At 67.8% G+C, this 15,089-nt stretch carries 14 protein-coding genes; 7 read left to right on the forward strand and 7 right to left on the reverse strand.

The window, feature by feature from the left end; translation table 11 throughout:
• The first annotated feature begins 38 nt into the window (after window positions 1–38).
• Window positions 39–797: an ATP-binding cassette domain-containing protein gene (locus tag K5K93_RS12405; RefSeq protein ID WP_258954377.1), complete on the forward strand. Its 759-nt coding sequence runs from the start codon at window positions 39–41 to the stop codon at window positions 795–797.
• A 46-nt stretch (window positions 798–843) separates the two neighbouring features.
• Here K5K93_RS12405 and K5K93_RS12410 read toward each other — a convergent pair whose 3' ends face one another.
• Both K5K93_RS12410 and K5K93_RS12415 read right to left on the reverse strand, forming a co-directional pair.
• Window positions 844–2,043: a DUF4785 family protein gene (locus K5K93_RS12410; protein ID WP_222388048.1), complete on the reverse strand. Its 1,200-nt coding sequence runs from the start codon at window positions 2,041–2,043 to the stop codon at window positions 844–846.
• Window positions 2,044–2,054: 11 nt separating this feature from the next.
• The gene (locus K5K93_RS12415) at window positions 2,055–2,933 is read right to left on the reverse strand and encodes a hypothetical protein (protein WP_222388049.1); all 879 of its coding nucleotides are present in this window, start codon (window positions 2,931–2,933) and stop codon (window positions 2,055–2,057) included.
• A gap of 233 nt (window positions 2,934–3,166) precedes the next feature.
• On the opposite strand from K5K93_RS12415, the gene K5K93_RS12420 reads away from it, so the two are divergent.
• Window positions 3,167–4,009: a phosphatase PAP2 family protein gene (locus tag K5K93_RS12420; RefSeq protein WP_222388050.1), complete on the forward strand. Its 843-nt coding sequence runs from the start codon at window positions 3,167–3,169 to the stop codon at window positions 4,007–4,009.
• 145 nt (window positions 4,010–4,154) lie between these two features.
• On the opposite strand, the gene K5K93_RS12425 is transcribed toward K5K93_RS12420, so the two are convergent.
• Complete coding sequence (locus K5K93_RS12425; RefSeq protein ID WP_032978438.1) at window positions 4,155–6,425, reverse strand: TonB-dependent receptor; 2,271 nt, start codon at window positions 6,423–6,425, stop codon at window positions 4,155–4,157.
• A 160-nt stretch (window positions 6,426–6,585) separates the two neighbouring features.
• Here K5K93_RS12425 and K5K93_RS12430 point away from each other — a divergent pair, with 160 nt between their 5' ends.
• Window positions 6,586–7,590 (forward strand): TIGR00266 family protein, encoded by a 1,005-nt coding sequence (locus tag K5K93_RS12430; RefSeq protein ID WP_222388051.1) that lies wholly within the window; start codon window positions 6,586–6,588, stop codon window positions 7,588–7,590.
• A gap of 164 nt (window positions 7,591–7,754) precedes the next feature.
• Window positions 7,755–8,747 carry a patatin-like phospholipase family protein gene (locus K5K93_RS12435; protein WP_025875469.1) on the forward strand — a complete coding sequence of 331 codons (993 nt, stop codon included), beginning with the start codon at window positions 7,755–7,757 and terminating at the stop codon, window positions 8,745–8,747.
• Between the two features lie 27 nt (window positions 8,748–8,774).
• On the opposite strand, the gene K5K93_RS12440 is transcribed toward K5K93_RS12435, so the two are convergent.
• On the reverse strand, window positions 8,775–10,778 hold the full coding sequence (locus K5K93_RS12440) for a hypothetical protein (protein WP_222388052.1): 2,004 nt from the start codon (window positions 10,776–10,778) through the stop codon (window positions 8,775–8,777).
• 107 nt (window positions 10,779–10,885) lie between these two features.
• Entirely contained in the window at window positions 10,886–11,368 is a 483-nt protein-coding gene (locus K5K93_RS12445; protein ID WP_025875473.1) for an Lrp/AsnC family transcriptional regulator, read from the reverse strand.
• A 125-nt stretch (window positions 11,369–11,493) separates the two neighbouring features.
• Between K5K93_RS12445 and phhA the strand changes: the two genes are divergently transcribed.
• Both phhA and K5K93_RS12455 read left to right on the forward strand, forming a co-directional pair.
• On the forward strand, window positions 11,494–12,387 hold the full coding sequence (gene phhA, locus K5K93_RS12450) for a phenylalanine 4-monooxygenase (protein ID WP_059063088.1): 894 nt from the start codon (window positions 11,494–11,496) through the stop codon (window positions 12,385–12,387).
• Between the two features lie 54 nt (window positions 12,388–12,441).
• Complete coding sequence (locus K5K93_RS12455) at window positions 12,442–13,092, forward strand: DUF4375 domain-containing protein (RefSeq protein ID WP_222388053.1); 651 nt, start codon at window positions 12,442–12,444, stop codon at window positions 13,090–13,092.
• A gap of 29 nt (window positions 13,093–13,121) precedes the next feature.
• Here the strand turns inward: K5K93_RS12455 and K5K93_RS12460 are convergent, their stop codons facing one another.
• Window positions 13,122–14,219, reverse strand: coding sequence for a GDSL-type esterase/lipase family protein (locus K5K93_RS12460; RefSeq protein WP_222388054.1), 1,098 nt, complete (start codon window positions 14,217–14,219; stop codon window positions 13,122–13,124).
• On the opposite strand from K5K93_RS12460, the gene K5K93_RS12465 reads away from it, so the two are divergent.
• Window positions 14,149–14,373: a hypothetical protein gene (locus tag K5K93_RS12465; RefSeq protein WP_222391143.1), complete on the forward strand. Its 225-nt coding sequence runs from the start codon at window positions 14,149–14,151 to the stop codon at window positions 14,371–14,373. The two genes, K5K93_RS12460 and K5K93_RS12465, sit on opposite strands and share 71 nt — an antisense overlap.
• Here the strand turns inward: K5K93_RS12465 and kduD are convergent.
• Window positions 14,322–15,077 carry a 2-dehydro-3-deoxy-D-gluconate 5-dehydrogenase KduD gene (gene kduD, locus K5K93_RS12470; protein WP_033832661.1) on the reverse strand — a complete coding sequence of 252 codons (756 nt, stop codon included), beginning with the start codon at window positions 15,075–15,077 and terminating at the stop codon, window positions 14,322–14,324. The two genes, K5K93_RS12465 and kduD, sit on opposite strands and share 52 nt — an antisense overlap.
• Between the last annotated feature and the right edge of the window lie 12 nt (window positions 15,078–15,089).

Genomic DNA, 15,089 nt, shown 5'->3' on the forward strand with positions numbered 1-15,089 from the left:
ACCTGCCACCCTTGATCGAACTGGACCGCGCCAGCGTGATGCGCGGGCAGGTGAAAGTCCTGCACGGGCTGAGCCTGCGCATCGCGCAGGGCCAGCACACCGCCCTGCTCGGCCCCAATGGCTGTGGCAAGTCCACCTTCATCAAGCTGATCACCCGCGAGCTGTACCCGCTGGCGCAGGCCGACGGCACGGTGGCGGTGAAGGTGCTGGGGCAGAACCGCTGGCAGGTCGACCGGCTGCGTTCGCAGCTGGGCATCGTCACCGGCGACCTCAGCAGCAACCTGGCCGACATGCCAGGGCTGACGGTGGAGCAGGCGGTGCTGTCGGGGTTCTTCGCCAGCTACGTGGTGCCGGCCTTCCGCGAAGTCACCGCCGATATGCGCACGCGGGTGGACGAGACGCTGGCGATGACCGGTGCGTCGGGCCTGCGCGAACGTGCCTACGCCGAGTTGTCGGCCGGCGAGACCCGCCGCGTGCTGATCGCCCGCGCGCTGGTCAACCGGCCGCAGGCGCTGTTGCTGGATGAACCCTCCACCGGGCTGGACCTGGTGGCCCGCCAGCAGTTGATCGCCACCATGCGCGTGCTTGCGCAGCAGGGCATCACCCTGGTGCTGGTCACCCACCACATCGAGGAAGTGATTCCCGAGATCGAGCGGGTGGTGCTGCTGCGCGACGGTCGGGTGCTGGCCGATGGTCCACGGGCCGAACTGCTGCGCGATGCGCCCCTGTCGGCGGTGTTCGGCGGTGCGATCACGGTGGTGGAACAGGAAGGCCGGCTGACGGCATACGCAGGGTGACAACGCACCTGTGGCGGGCCGGACATCCGGCCCGCCACGCCTTCCTTCAGAATCGCAACGCCAGCGCGCGCGACTCGATCGGTGCCATCCGGCTCTGGTCCTGCAGCTGCAGGTCGCGAAGTTCATACGGCGCGCCGAAACCGGCAGGCAACGCGGCCTGGTCGAAGGGCAGCACCAGCGCGCCGCGGCCCGGGCCATCGAACCACGCTGCGGCATGCGCCTGCGCCACCGGCTGCAACTGGCCGTTGGCTGCGGTGGCATACAGGGTGCCGCGCGCCTCGTAGCGGCCGGCGGCGGCCACCTGCAACGGCAGGCTGACCTGGCGGCTGGAGGGATCGGGCATGGCCTGGCCGACGAAGCGGGCAGTCGGCCTGGCCACTGCGAAGGCGACCTTGCCATCGCGCAGCACGCCGTCAGCCTGGGCGAACACCTGCAGTTCCCACAAACCCTGCGAGTTGCTGGCCTCGGCCGGAATCCTTACCTGTGCACGCAGACTGCCATCGGTGGTGCGCAGCAGGCGCTGCGGCCAGCTGCGCCCATCGGGTGCGACCAGCAGCGCTTCACCGCCGAGGCTGCCACGCCGCGCGCGCAACGTCGCCGCGCTGGCACCGTCTTCCAGCAGATGCGCCTGCAGCTGCACGTAGCCACCGGCCAGCACCTGCGTCTGGCTGGCCTGCACTTCCAATCGCAGCGGGCTGTTGGGCTCCAGCACCTGCACCACATAGCGGCCCTGCGCCTGCGCGCTCTGCAGGCGGTAAACACCGGCCGCGCTGGTGGTACCGGTGCGCAGCATGCTGCTGCCATCGCCGACCGGCATGCCCGCATCCTGCAGCTGGCGTGCATCGACACTGCGCGCGACGCTGCTGCGCCCCGCCGGGTCACGTACCTGCAGCGAGCTTGCCGGCAGCGCGCGGGCGCCCGGCGCCGGGCTGAGCTGGATCACCGCATCCGGTGCGCTCAGGGGCAGTTCCAGGCCGCGCTGCAGATCGGCAGCGTCGACCTGCTGCCAGTAGCTGCGGCTGATCGCAGCCTGGGGACCGGGAGTTTGCAGTGGCTGTGCCGGGTCCAGTGCCCAGGCGAAGGCCAGCGGCGCGTGCTCGCTTTCATCGGCAGGCAGCGGCGCGGCAACCAGGCCGGCGGGAATCTGGTCGCCAGCGGCAACACGCAGCGGCTGCGCGGCCTGCGCCGATGCAGTGGAAAGGACCGTCAGCACGGCGGCAGCCAGCAAGGTGGAATGGATCGTCATGGTCATCTCCCTCACTGGGTCAGGTCGTTGCGCAGGATGCCGCCGAGGCCGAAGCACTCACGGCGGCTCTGGTTGTGGCTGAGCGGCTCGGCGCCCTGGGTACGCGCCTTGTCGGTGAACCACAGGGTGCCGGCCGCCTTCTGGCTGCTGCACTCCAGGAAACCGTCCGAGCACGACGACAGCCAGTTCTGGGTGAACTCCAGGCCGACATTGGCGGAATAGCCGCCGCAGTAGCTGTTGCTGTCCCATACCGCCGATTCGACATCGCTGCCGACCACTGCGCGGAACGGCCTGGGCAGGGCCGGACGGCCGGCGGTGCCGTACAGGTTCTGCGCGTTGTAGGTGGCCATGTGTCCCACCTGCTGCATGCGCACGGCATCGTTCTTGTAGCCCAGCAGCCAGCCCAGCGAGGTCTCGAAGGTGTTGCCGTTGAGCACGGCGTCGGCCAGCGGCGTACCTGCCGAGGAGGGCGCCAGCGCAGTGACCTTGCGCAGCCGGTTGATGATCTTCGGGTAGCGGCTGTCGTAGGTGGGATTGGACAGGATCCAGCGCATCACGTTGCCGCCGTTGGAATGGGTGATCACCACCAGCTGGGTGATGCCCCGGCTGTCGATGAAGCCGGTGAGCTGGTTGGCCAGGCAGCCGGCCGCTTCCGGCTTCCACATGTACTGGGTGAAGTCGCAGTTGATGACCACGTAGTTGCTGCTGTTCGGCAGGCCCTGGCGGACGGTGTCGATGATCGCCGGCTGCCAGTAGTCCTGCGTGGCATTGGTCTGCGCGCCGGTGCCGTGGACGAAGGCGACGCCGTACACATCGGCGGCCTGCGCCGGTACGGTCGCCACCCCAAGGAGCAGGCCCAGAACGGTACTTCCTGTTGCGGTGCTGCGCATCGCGTCTCTCCCTTTCAGCGGATCCCCCCGGCCCGGCTGTGACCTGATGCTCATGGCGGCAGCGCGTGAAAGTCCGTGCGCTGCGCCCGGATTCAGCAGATTGCCGACAATTGATGACCGTTTTCATCCAGTGCAGCGGGACCATGCCGGGTCTGGCCGTATGACCGATGGACGCTGCGGCCGGCAAGCGAGGCTGCGATCATGGCCGGCGAGTTCCCTGCCCGAGTCTGCCCATGTCGTCGATCCTCCCCCCTGCCCGGCCGCTGCTGGGCCTGGCCATCGCGTTGTCGCTGGCCGGCTGCGCCACCACCACCGCCAGCAAACCGACCGCCGTCGAAGCCAACGTCACCACCAAGGCCGTGGGCTACCTGGACAAGACCGCGGTGCCGGCCAGCATCGATCTGGTGCCGGCACCACCGGCCGCTGGCTCGGCGGCCTTTGCGCTGGACGAGCAGGTCAGCCGCGAGGCACGTGCGCTGCGCGGCAGCCCGCGTTTCGCCCAGGCCGGCGTCGATGCCGAACTTGGCTTTCCGGAAGGTGCCAACCATTTTTCCTGCGCCGCCGACATCGACGTGGATGCAGTGAAGACCCCGGCCCTGTATCGCCTGCTGGAGCGCAGCCGGATCGACGCCAGTGCTGCCACCAAGGCTGCCAAGAACACGTACCAGCGCCCGCGTCCGTTCATGGTCAACGGCGAGCCGACCTGCTCGCCGAAGGATGAGGAGGGGCTGCGCAGCAACGGCTCCTATCCGTCCGGCCACACCTCGATCGGCTGGGCATGGGCATTGATCCTGTCGGAGATCGCACCGGACCGCGCCGATGCCATCCAGGCGCGCGGCCGCAACTACGGCGAGAGCCGCCTGGTGTGCAACGTGCACTGGCAGAGCGACATCCTCGAAGGCCGCTTCATGGGCGCCGCCGCCGTGGCCCGCCTGCATGACAACGCGGCGTTCAACAGCGACCTGCTTGCCGCGCGCAGGGAGATCGCTGCTGCGCGCAAGGCCGGCCTGCATTCCAGCCACGACTGCGCCACCGAGAACGCCGTGCTGAAGGTGCGCCCGCAGAGCGCCTTGTAATCCACCGCCGCTGCGCTCGCCGGGCATGGCCCGGCGCTACCGGGCGCGACGCATGGGTAGCGCCGGGCCATGCCCGGCGGACGCGAAATACAGAAGGGCCGGCATTGCGCCGGCCCTTCGTCATTGCATTACTGCTGCAACCGCATCAGAACTTCGCGGTGAACTCCACGCCCCAGGTACGGGGCTCGTTGAGGAAGCCGGTCAGGTTGTTGAAGTCGATCGCGCCGACCACCCGGGTCTGGTTGGTCAGGTTGCGGCCGAACACGGCCACGTCGTACTGGCCGTAATCCCAGTTGTAACCCAGGCGCAGGCCACCTTCCAGCGAACTGCGGCCGCGGAATTCCGGCGACTCGTAGATGAAGAAGTTGACCGCACTGCGGTAGGCCCAGTCGGTGTAGGCATACAGCTCGCTGCCATCGCTGAGCGGGAAGCCCACGCGCAGGGTCGCGTTGTGGATCCACTTCGGTGCCTGCGGCAGCGGATTGCCGTTGACCAGCGCGTAGGTGCCGCCATTGATGACCGTGGTCGGGTCGGTGATGGTGCAGCCGCCGCCACAGACCGCCACCGCCAGGTTCTTGTCCTTGATCTCGGTGTCGTTGTAGCTGCTGCCGAAGGTCAGCAGCACGTTGTCGGCCAGGTAGGCTTCCAGGTCCAGCTCCACGCCCTGGCCGATGGTCTTGTCGGCGTTGAGCAGGGTGGCGGTGTTGTTGGTGCCACCGACGGCGATCAGCTGCTGGCCGTCCACGTCATAGCGGAACACGCTGAAGCCCAGGCGCGCACGACGTTCAAACAGGTCGGCCTTGATGCCGGCTTCGTACGAAATCACCTTCTCCGAATCGGCCTGCGACAGGCCCGGTGCGAACGCCAGGCGACCCTGGATCGACGGTGCGCGGAAGCCCTTGGCCACGCGTGCGTAGGCATTGACGTTGTCGGTCAGCTTGTACACGCCGCTGACATCCCAGCTGACGTCGTTGACGTCGGTGTTGGCCAGGTACGGACCGCTGACCGGGGTGCCGAACGGCACGGCCTGCAGCACGCTGGCGCTGAAGTCCTTCTTGTCCTGCGTATAGCGCACGCCGGCACGCAGCTTGAAGCGGTCGGTGACATCGAAGTCGCCCGAGGCGAACACCGCCCATGCCTTGTTGCGCTGCTGCTGCACGACGTGGCCGGTCTGCGGGTTGCCCGGGGTCAGCGAGTCGTAGTTGAAGTTGTTGATGGTGACGTCTTCATCGAAGTAGAAGACGCCGGCCTGCCAGTCGAAGCGGCCCCATTCGTTGGATTCCACGCGGAATTCCTGGGTCCACTGGCGGTGGTGCGGCAGGCCGTCGGCCGACTCGGACGAGAACGGAATCAGGCCCGGGCCGGAGTTGCCTGCACCCAGGAACGCGGCGCCGTAGCCACCGTCGATGTCGCCGCGGTTGAGCGATTCGGCGGTCTCGTAGCCGGTGATCGAATGCAGGGTCACCGAACCGAGGTTCCACTGCAGGCGCGCGCTGCCGCCCCAGGTTTCCAGGTCGGAGAAATTGACGCCGTCGTTGGCGACCTTGTCGCGGTCGAAGTTCTCGACCAGCGCGTTGCCGCCCTTCTCGATGATGTTGGCGCGGAACAGGCGCGCGGTGCCGTTGAGCTTGCGCTTGTGCAGGTTGAACAGCGCTTCGAAGTCATCGCCTTCGTACAGGAACTGCACGCGGCCGGCAGCTTCGTCATAGCCTTCGAAACCGCTGTTGGGCGCACCGGCACGGGTGTTGTCGACCCAGTCGTCTCGACGCTGGTAGATGGCCGACACGCGTGCGGACCAGCGGTCGGTCAGCGGGCCGCCGTAGGCGCCCTGCACGTTCCAGCTGTTGTAGCTGCCGTAGCCCACGCGCACGTAGCCATCGGCATCCTGCGACGGCCGCGCCGAATCGAACTTGACCACGCCAGCCGGGGTGTTGCGCCCGAACAGGGTGCCCTGCGGGCCGCGCAGCACTTCCACGCCGGCCAGGTCGAACAGCGGGAAGCCCTTCAGCAGCGGGCTTTCCTGCACCACATCGTCGTACACCAGCGAGACCGGCTGCGATGCATTGAGGTCGAAATCGGTATTGCCCAGGCCGCGGATGTAGAAGCGCGGGAAGGCACGGCCGTAGGACGACTCGATGTTGAGGCTCGGCACGCGCGCAGCAAGGAAGCGGATGTCATCGCCCGCCGAACCGAGCACATCGAGCTTTTCGCCCTGGATCGCGCTGATCGCAACCGGCACGTCCTTGGCGTTCTCGACACGACGCTGTGCCGTCACCTGCAGCGCATCGAGGGCGACCGGATCCTTGGCGGCGGGGGTTTCCTGGGCGGCTGCTACCAGCGGCAGCAGGGCGGAAAGAGCGACAACGAGCGGGCGCGCGACCGGAGAGCGGCCACGGGAAGTACGGGTCGGAGACATGGCGGTAGGCTGTGTTTGGAGGGGTGGTAAAACGGCGCTACCAGATAATTGTTGCAATACAGCACCTCCCTCGCAAATGCCGATCGTTCATGGCCGCCTCGCGCGCCGCCGGACGCTGCCGCTAGACTCGGGGTTTTCCCCCCGCAACGGACCTGCTGCGATGACCCAGTGGTACTTCCATGCTCCCGGCCAGGCCGACCGTGTAGGTCCGTTCGACGAGGAGGCTGCGCGCCGCTTCGCCCAGGCCAATCCGCGCGCGCTGGCCTGGTGCCAGGGCATGACAGGGTGGACATCGGTGTCCGAAATCGCCGCGATGCAGCAGGCCGGCACCGGCACCGCGGCTCCGCCGCCGATGCCTGCAGTCACCCCTGCAGCCGCAGCAGCGTCAACCGGTGGCCGCGCCGACCGCATCGACTTCCGCATCGTCGGCCATGAAATGCAGTTCGTGGAAATCGAGCTGGATCCCGGCGAAGGCGCGGTGGCCGAGGCCGGCGCGCTGATGTTCAAGGATGCCTCGGTGCAGATGGACACCGTCTTCGGCGGCGGCGCGCGCAGCGGCCAGAGTGGCGGTTTCATGGACAAGGTGATGGCGGCCGGCAAGCGCGTGCTGACCGGTGAAAGCCTGTTTGCCACCGTCTACACGCAGACCGGCCAGGGCCGCGGCAAGGTCGCTTTCGCCGCGCCCTATCCCGGCACCGTGCTGGCGATGAAGCTGGACCAGCACGGCGGGCGCCTGATCTGCCAGAAGGACAGCTTCCTGGCGGGCGCGCGCGGCGTGCAGATCGGCGTGCAGTTCCAGCGCAAGATCATGACCGGCCTGTTCGGCGGCGAGGGCTTCATCATGCAGAAGCTTGAAGGCGATGGCTGGGTGTTCATCCATGCCGGCGGCTGCGTGGTCGAGCGTGAGCTGGCCGCCGGCGAACGCCTGGACGTCGATACCGGCTGCATCGTCGCCTACCACCCGACCGTGGACATGGACGTGCGCCGGGTCAAAGGCATCCGAAGCGTGCTGTTCGGTGGCGAGGGCGTGTTCCTGGCCACCCTGACCGGGCCAGGCAAGGTCTGGCTGCAGTCGCTGCCGTTCTCGCGCCTGGCCGGCCGCATGTGGATGGCCGCGCCGCAGGGTGGCGGCAAGAGCCGCGGCGAGAGCTCGCTGCTGGGCTGACCAGCCGTCGGTATCCCACATCGCATCGGTAGTGCCGGGCCATGCCCGGCGAGCACAGCGGCAGCTGAACCATCCGCCGGGCATGGCCCGGCGCTACCCACGAATTTTGTGCGTTCGGTATGCTGGCGCCCTTTCCTGAATCCGGCGCCGCGAGCGCACTGCCGATGAGCCTGTTCCGCCCCCGCGTGCTGCTGTCCGTCGCCCTGCTCGGCCTGCTGGCCGGTTGTGGTGGTGAAGAAGTCCGCCCCACCCCGCCCGCGCAGCCCACCGTGGTTCCGCAGGCCAAGCCGGTGAAGATCGGCATCGCGCTCGGCGGCGGCGCGGCCAAGGGCTTTGCGCACATCGGCGTGATCAAGATGCTCGAGGCCAACGGCTTCGAACCGGTGGTGGTGTCCGGCACCAGTGCCGGCAGCGTGGTCGGCGCCCTGTATGCCAGCGGCATGGACGCCTTCCAGATGCAGAGCAAGGCGGTGGCGCTGGATGAAGCCAGCATCCGCGACGTGCGCCTGTTCTCCGGTGGCCTGGTGCAGGGCCAGAAGCTGCAGGACTACGTCAATGAACAGGTGGCCAACCGCCCGGCCGAGCGCCTGAAGAAGCCGTTCGCCGCCGTCGCCACCCAGCTGGAAACCGGCGAGCGTTCGATCTTCGTGCGCGGCAACGTCGGTCAGGCGGTGCGCGCGTCCAGCAGCATCCCCGGCGTGTTCGAGCCGGTGAAGATCGGTGGCCGCAACTACATCGACGGCGGCGTGGTCAGCCCGGTGCCGGTGGATGCCGCACGACAGCTCGGTGCCGAGTTCGTGATCGCCGTGGACATCTCCAGCAAGGCCAGCGGCAAGGCACCGACCGGCATGCTCGGCATCGTCAACCAGTCGATTTCGATCATGGGCCAGCGCTTGGGCGAGCAGGAACTGGCACGCGCCGACATCGTGATCCGGCCGAAGGTGCTGGACATCGGTGCTGCCGATTTCAGCCAGCGTGGCACGGCCATCCTGGAAGGCGAGAAGGCCGCGATGGCGGCGATGCCGCAGATCCGCGCCAAGATCCAGCAGCTGCAGAAGGCCCGCGCCGCCGCATTGGCACCGGCACCGGTGGCTGCGCCCAAGTGCGACGAGCCTTCGCGCCTGGGCAAGCTGATGGGCCGCAAGGAAAAGTGCTGACGCGCGGCGCTTGAACGGCCGCCGCGGTCAGCGCCGCGGTGGTGGGTAACCACTGGCCAGGCGTCGCTGCCGGCGCCGCTCATCCACCGCCCGGTCATGCCGCTGTGCGCTCAGCTGCAACTGCTCCATCGCGTCCCCCGGCAGCCACAGCTGTTGCCGGGCACGGGTGATCGCCACGTAGGCCGCGCGCACCGGGCTGTGCAGCGCGCGCGCATCATGGCCGCTGTCGAAGCAGCACGGCGCCATGGACACGGTAGCGAACTGCAGGTTCTTGGCGTGCTGGGCCAGGCACAGCACGACGCTGGCCTCGTCCGCATCGACCAGTTGCCCGAGCAGGCGCTGCAGCGCCGCAGCATCGAAGCCACCGGCAAACAGCGCGGGGATGTCCGCCTGTCCACGCTTGGCACAGACCTGCACGAAGCTTTCCCAGCGTTGTCCGGGGCCGCCAGCGGCGGCGCTGCGCCAGGCGTCGATCGGACCGTCCACCTCTTTCAACAGCGCCTGCCGCGACGCAGGATGCAGATGCACGCGCGCGCCGCGCGCGACCAGCGCGTTGGCTTCCAGCAGCATCCGCCACAGGCTGCCGTACAGGCGGGCGCCGGTGCTGGGCACCGCCGACCAGTCGTCATAGCGGCGCAGGCCGGTGGCGCGGTCGCTGGCCCCCACGAAAGGCGCCGGCTCACCGAGATCGTCCAGCGCCAGTGACTGGTTGACCAGCGCATCGACCTGCCGCCCCTGCCGCACCGACTGGTGCATCTCCAGCGTTTTCGCCGATGACCAACGCTGTACGCGTCCGCTCAGCCGCTGATGCGGATCGCCCAGGCTGACCACGCCGGGCGCGTGGGTGGCCAGCAGCTGTTTCCATGCAGGGCTGAGATCGTGCGCCTCATCGACCAGCACCATGCCCAGCGACACCGGCAGCGGCACAGCACGCAGGGCCAGCCATTTGCCGATGTGTCCGGCATCCAGGCGCAGGCAGCCACCCTTCTGCACCACCGGATCGAACATGCAGCGCCAGACGAACTCCGCAGCCGCGATGAACGGCGTGGCTTCCAGCTGCGCTGCGCCCAGCGAGCGCTGGAAGTGCCAGGCCTGCAGGTTCGGCGCTGACGACGCGCACCACCGGTTGATGGCGTCCAGGGCGATCATCAGGACCTGGTCCGGCCGGCGTGCACCGATGGCCGGCAGGCCGAGGCGGGCAGCCGCCTCGCGCAGGGTCAGCGTGCTCTGCCGGTAGGTCGGTACGAAGCCACCGGTCAGGCCGTTGGCGGCGGCATGACGGGCGATCGCATTGGCGAACTCGATCTGGGTCAGCAGGCGCGTGCCGGCGTCGGCCGGCAGCCGCGCGCGGAATGCCTCGACCTGGCCACGCGTGGGCGCCACGTAGGTATAACGGCCCGGGCGAGCCTGCAGCAGCGCCAGCACCAGATGGCCCTTGCCGGTGCCGGCATAGGCCTGCAGGTCGATCAATTCATCGGGATTGGCCGCGATCGCACGCAGCACGCGTGCCTGTTCGGAAGTGAACAGGCCGTTGTGCTGGGTTGCATGCGTTGTCTGTTCGTCATCGCCGGTGTCTTCGTCATCGCCTTCGGCCAGCGATGTCGCCGGAAAGTGGATCGTGTGCTCTTCCAGGGTGATCCTGCACGCCGCCTGGAAGTCCGCGCCGGGATACGCATCCGGCGATACAGCCAGCACCGCCTCCATCACCTCGTCCGGTGCCAGCAGCACGTCCTGCGCGGCCAGCACGCCCAGCCACGCCTCCAGCGCCCGCGCGTCCTGTCCAGCGCTGGCCGCCAGCTGCGCCTGCGCAGCAGGGCCATCATCGGCGGCGAACAGCGCACAGGCGTCGTGCAGCAACCGCTGCAGCTGGGTGGCCGGTGGCCTCTGCCGGCGGCACAGCATGGCCACCAGCAGGCCGGCCTGCTCCAGCGGTGTGTCCGGCGGCGTGCCTTCGCTCAGGTGCCGCAGCAGGCTCTGCTCGCGCAGCGGAAGGAACAACGGGGAAGACGTCGGGGATGGGGTATCAGACATGCCGGAGCCAGAGGGAATCACTGCGCGGCCTGCATGTGCACGGCCGCCGCGGGCCACGATGCTCGGCCAGCGCACGCGCGCCGTCAAACATCACCGCGGCCGCCGGTTCATTCCAGCTGCGACAACGGCAACGCCTGGAAACCCTTCACCGTACGCAGCACGAAGCTGGAATTGGCATCGGCCACGCCACCGGCGTTGAGCAGCCTGTCCAGCAGGAAACGCGAGAAGTGCTCCAGATCGCGCACATACACATGCAGCAGATAGTCCATGTCGCCGGTCAGGGCGTGGCAGGCCACCACTTCATCCCAGGCCTGCACGCTGTCGACGAAGTGCCCGATCGCGGCCTGGTCATGCTTTTCCAGCTGGACGCGCACGAACGCCTGCAGCCCCAGACCGAGCCGGCGTGGCTCCAGGCGCGCGCCATAGCCGACGATCACTCCTTCGCTTTCCAGCCGCTGCAGGCGGCGCAGGCAGGCCGACGGCGACAGGTTCACCCGCGTCGCCAGCTCCGCGTTGGTGGCGCGACCATCACGCTGGATTTCAGCCAGCAGACGTATATCCGTGCGATCGAACTGGACTTCTCCGGCCATTGTTGCCCCGCAACATGGTGAGTACGCAAGGATATTGCGCCAACAAGGTCAATCCGCGCAACTTTTGCAACCCTGTTGCGCGCCCCCTGCCCTAGCATCGTGGGTATCCCGTCAAGGAGTCTTCCATGGACCTCGCCCAGCCCCGCCGCGTCGAACACCAGCAGACCGACAAGGGCTACGTGCCGGTGTACACCACCGCGCTCGTCGAGCAGCCGTGGGACACCTATACCGCCGACGACCACGCCACCTGGAGCACGCTGTACCAGCGCCAGCGCGAACTGCTGGTCGGCCGCGCCTGCCAGGAGTTCCTGGATGCGCAGGACGAGATGGGCATGAGCGCGCACATGATCCCGCGCTTCGACCAGCTCAATGAAGTGTTGGGCGCGGCCACCGGCTGGACCCTGGTCGGCGTGGAAGGCCTGCTGCCGGAACTGGATTTCTTCGACCACCTGGCCAACCGCCGCTTCCCGGTGACGTGGTGGATCCGCCGCCCCGACCAGATCGACTACATCGCCGAACCGGACCTGTTCCACGACCTGTTCGGCCACGTGCCGCTGCTGATGAACCCGGTGTTCGCCAACTACATGGAGGCCTACGGCCGCGGCGGCGTCAAAGCACATGCGATCGGCCCGGAGGCGCTGCAGAACCTGACCCGTCTGTACTGGTACACGGTGGAGTTCGGCCTGATCGACACGCCCGAAGGCATGCGCATCTACGGTGCCGGCATCGTCTCGTCGAAGGGCGAATCGCTGTACTCGCTTGAGTCCGCCGCACCGAACCGCATCGGTTTCGACCTGCAGCGGATCATGCGCACGCGCTACCGCATCGACACCTTCCAGAAGACCTACTTCGTCATCGACAGTTTCGAGCAGCTGATGCAGGCGACGTCGCCGGACTTCACCCCGATCTATGCCGCGCTGGCCGACCAGGCGCACCTGCCGGCGGGCGATGTGCAGGCTGAGGATCGCGTGTTCCAGGCCGGCACGGGCGAGGGCTGGGCCGACGGCGGCGACGTGTGAGCCCACAGGCGGGTCCGCTATCCTGACCCGCATGACCGACGCTTTCGCTTCCCCATGACCGACGCTTTCGCTTCCCTGCGTGTCATCGACATCAGCTTCGATGACGACTTCATCCTGTTGACCCTGGCCGACGGCCGCCGCACCCGGCAGCCGTTGCGCTGGGCGCCTGCGCTGTTCGAGGCCACGGCTGAACAGCGCGCGCAGTGGGTGCTCACGACCGATGGGCTGGGCGTGAACTGGCCCGCGCTGCTGCCGGCGCAGGAACGCGGCGTGGTCGATGTTCCGAACCAGGTGTGGGATGACCGCTATGAAGCCGCGCTGGCGCGCCTGAAGGCGGCCGCATGGTCGCTCGATGCGCTGTCCGATGAAGACCAGCAGCTGGTGGCGCTGTGGCGGATGGAAGCGGACATCAACAACGGCGGCTTCATGCAGTTCCTGTGCAACTGGGGCGACCCCACCTGCCAGCTGGCACTGCGTGCATTGCAGGCGATGGGGGCAGTGCAGACGCACGCGATCCTGGCCGGCATGCGCGGGCTGCTCGATCGACTGGAAGACGACCCGGCGATCAAGGAACTGACCGACCTGTATGGCGCGATGAGCGAGGACGAGCAGCAGGCGCTGGAGGCGTTCGATGACGACTATTACGCCCGCCCGGAAGATCTGGCCCGACTGGGTTTGAAGCATTTCGGCCCGGAGCCGTTGTAGAGCCGAGCGCACGCTCGGCTGCGTTTCAGCTACCGCGGATACGCCAGCAGCACCACCAGATCCTCATCACCCACCTGCTGCAGCGCATGGCTGCTGCCCTTGCGCGTCAGCAACGCATGCCCCGCACGCACGTCGTGCTGTTTTCCATCCAGCACATAGCTGCCCTGCCCGCTCACGATGTAGTAGATCTCATCCTTGTGCTGCGGATGCAGGCCGATGCCCGCGCCCTTGTGCAGCACGCGCTTGCGCAGCACGAACGGCAGGCCCTGCGCATCGGCGAAGAACGGGTACGCCGTGGTCGGCCCGGCGCCGCCATGTGGGCCCGGTTGCGCGCGCGCCAGCGTGTCTTCGTGCACCACCTGCGAGGCACGCGCAGGATCGCCGCCCTGCCCCACCCCCATCACATCACAGTCGATATCGCGCACCAGTGCAGGCTGCAGCGCCGGCAGAACCTGCACCGCCTCGCGCAGCACCAGGCACGCCACCGCGTTGGCGCCGGCCACGCTGAAGTGGGTGCCGTCGGCCTTGTGCTGTTCCGGCACGAACAGGAAGTACGGGCGTGCACCCTGCTCGCCCAGCGCCCGGATCCAGCGCATGCTGCGGTCATTGAGATCGATCAGTGCAACGTGCTCGCGTGTGGCCAGCTGCTGCATCGCCAACGTGTAGCGCGCGTGCGTATCCAGCAGCGAACCGAAGTCGTACAGCAGCCGTGCCACCGGCGTGACCAGCACCGGCGTGGCACCCTTGTCACGCGCCACCTGCACGTAGCGCATCAGCATCCGCGGGTAGTCACTGTCCGGATCGGTGTAGCGCGTTCGATCTTCGAACTTCGCATCGTTATGGCCGAACTGGATCAGCAGCACATCGCCACGACGCAGTTCGCGCCCAATGGCATCCAGGCGTCCTTCGTCGATGAAGCTGCGCGTGCTGCGCCCCCCCTTGGCGTGGTTCCGCACTTCCAAGCGCGCCGGATCCAGGTAGCTCTGCAGCGCCTGGCCCCACCCCGCCTGCGGCGCACGCTCGGGCCCGTATTCGGCCGCAGTGGAGTCACCGGCAATGAACAATCGCACCGGCGCCGCATGCGCGGCGGCGCTCGACAGCAGCAACAGCAACAACAGCTTCCGCATGGCCGGGCCCTGGTGGTGCCGGCCGCTGGCCGGCAACTTCATGGATGCGTTGAGCGTCGGTGGAAATGCCGGCCAGTGGCCGGCACTACCGAAAACCAAGCATTACCGCGCCAGCCAGCCACCATCGACCGGCAGCACCGCGCCGTTGATGTAATCCGACGCCGACGAGGCCAGGAACACCGCCGCGCCGGCCAGATCTTCCGGCGTACCCCAACGGCCGGCCGGAATGCGCTCGAGGATCGCCTTGTTGCGGTCCTGGTCGGCGCGCAGCGCGGCGGTGTTGTCGGTGGCCATGTAGCCAGGTGCGATCGCGTTGATGTTCACGCCCTTGCCCGCCCACTCGTTGGCCAGCAGGCGGGTGATGCCGGCGATGCCGCTCTTGCTGGCGGTGTACGACGGTACGCGGATGCCGCCCTGGAACGACAGCATCGAGGCGATGTTGATGATCTTGCCGCTGCCCTGGGCGATGAAATGGCGGCCGGCGGCCTGCGAGATGAAGAAGGCCGACTTGATGTTGACGTTCATCACGTCGTCCCAGTCCTGCTCGCTGAAGTCCACTGCGTCGGCGCGGCGGATCAGGCCGGCGTTGTTGACCAGGATGTCCAGCCCGCCCAGGCCCTCAAGGGTTTCGCGCACCACGCGCTCGACCGGTTCGATGCTGATCAGGTTGGCTTCCACCGCCAGGCAGCGGCGGCCCAGCGCGGTGATCTTCTCGATGGTTTCGGTGGGCGGGGCGATGCCGGCCACGGCGACATCGGCGCCTGCGGCAGCCAGCGCCACTGCGATGCCCTGGCCCAGGCCGGTATTGCCACCGGTTACCAGAGCGACTTTTCCTTCCAGGCTGAAGGGATTGGTCATTGCGTATGCGTT

Origin of the sequence: Stenotrophomonas sp. DR822 (assembly GCF_019793815.1) — a bacterium.
GTDB lineage: Bacteria > Pseudomonadota > Gammaproteobacteria > Xanthomonadales > Xanthomonadaceae > Stenotrophomonas > Stenotrophomonas indicatrix.

Coding starts and splice junctions, on each gene's coding strand:
- K5K93_RS12405 (WP_258954377.1), top strand. CDS start 39: ATGCGCGGGCAGGTGAAAGTCCTGCACGGGCTGAGCCTGCGCATCGCG.
- K5K93_RS12410 (WP_222388048.1), bottom strand. CDS start 2,043: ATGACGATCCATTCCACCTTGCTGGCTGCCGCCGTGCTGACGGTCCTT.
- K5K93_RS12415 (WP_222388049.1), bottom strand. CDS start 2,933: ATGCGCAGCACCGCAACAGGAAGTACCGTTCTGGGCCTGCTCCTTGGG.
- K5K93_RS12420 (WP_222388050.1), top strand. CDS start 3,167: ATGTCGTCGATCCTCCCCCCTGCCCGGCCGCTGCTGGGCCTGGCCATC.
- K5K93_RS12425 (WP_032978438.1), bottom strand. CDS start 6,425: ATGTCTCCGACCCGTACTTCCCGTGGCCGCTCTCCGGTCGCGCGCCCG.
- K5K93_RS12430 (WP_222388051.1), top strand. CDS start 6,586: ATGACCCAGTGGTACTTCCATGCTCCCGGCCAGGCCGACCGTGTAGGT.
- K5K93_RS12435 (WP_025875469.1), top strand. CDS start 7,755: ATGAGCCTGTTCCGCCCCCGCGTGCTGCTGTCCGTCGCCCTGCTCGGC.
- K5K93_RS12440 (WP_222388052.1), bottom strand. CDS start 10,778: ATGTCTGATACCCCATCCCCGACGTCTTCCCCGTTGTTCCTTCCGCTG.
- K5K93_RS12445 (WP_025875473.1), bottom strand. CDS start 11,368: ATGGCCGGAGAAGTCCAGTTCGATCGCACGGATATACGTCTGCTGGCT.
- phhA (WP_059063088.1), top strand. CDS start 11,494: ATGGACCTCGCCCAGCCCCGCCGCGTCGAACACCAGCAGACCGACAAG.
- K5K93_RS12455 (WP_222388053.1), top strand. CDS start 12,442: ATGACCGACGCTTTCGCTTCCCTGCGTGTCATCGACATCAGCTTCGAT.
- K5K93_RS12465 (WP_222391143.1), top strand. CDS start 14,149: ATGAACAATCGCACCGGCGCCGCATGCGCGGCGGCGCTCGACAGCAGC.
- K5K93_RS12460 (WP_222388054.1), bottom strand. CDS start 14,219: ATGCGGAAGCTGTTGTTGCTGTTGCTGCTGTCGAGCGCCGCCGCGCAT.
- kduD (WP_033832661.1), bottom strand. CDS start 15,077: ATGACCAATCCCTTCAGCCTGGAAGGAAAAGTCGCTCTGGTAACCGGT.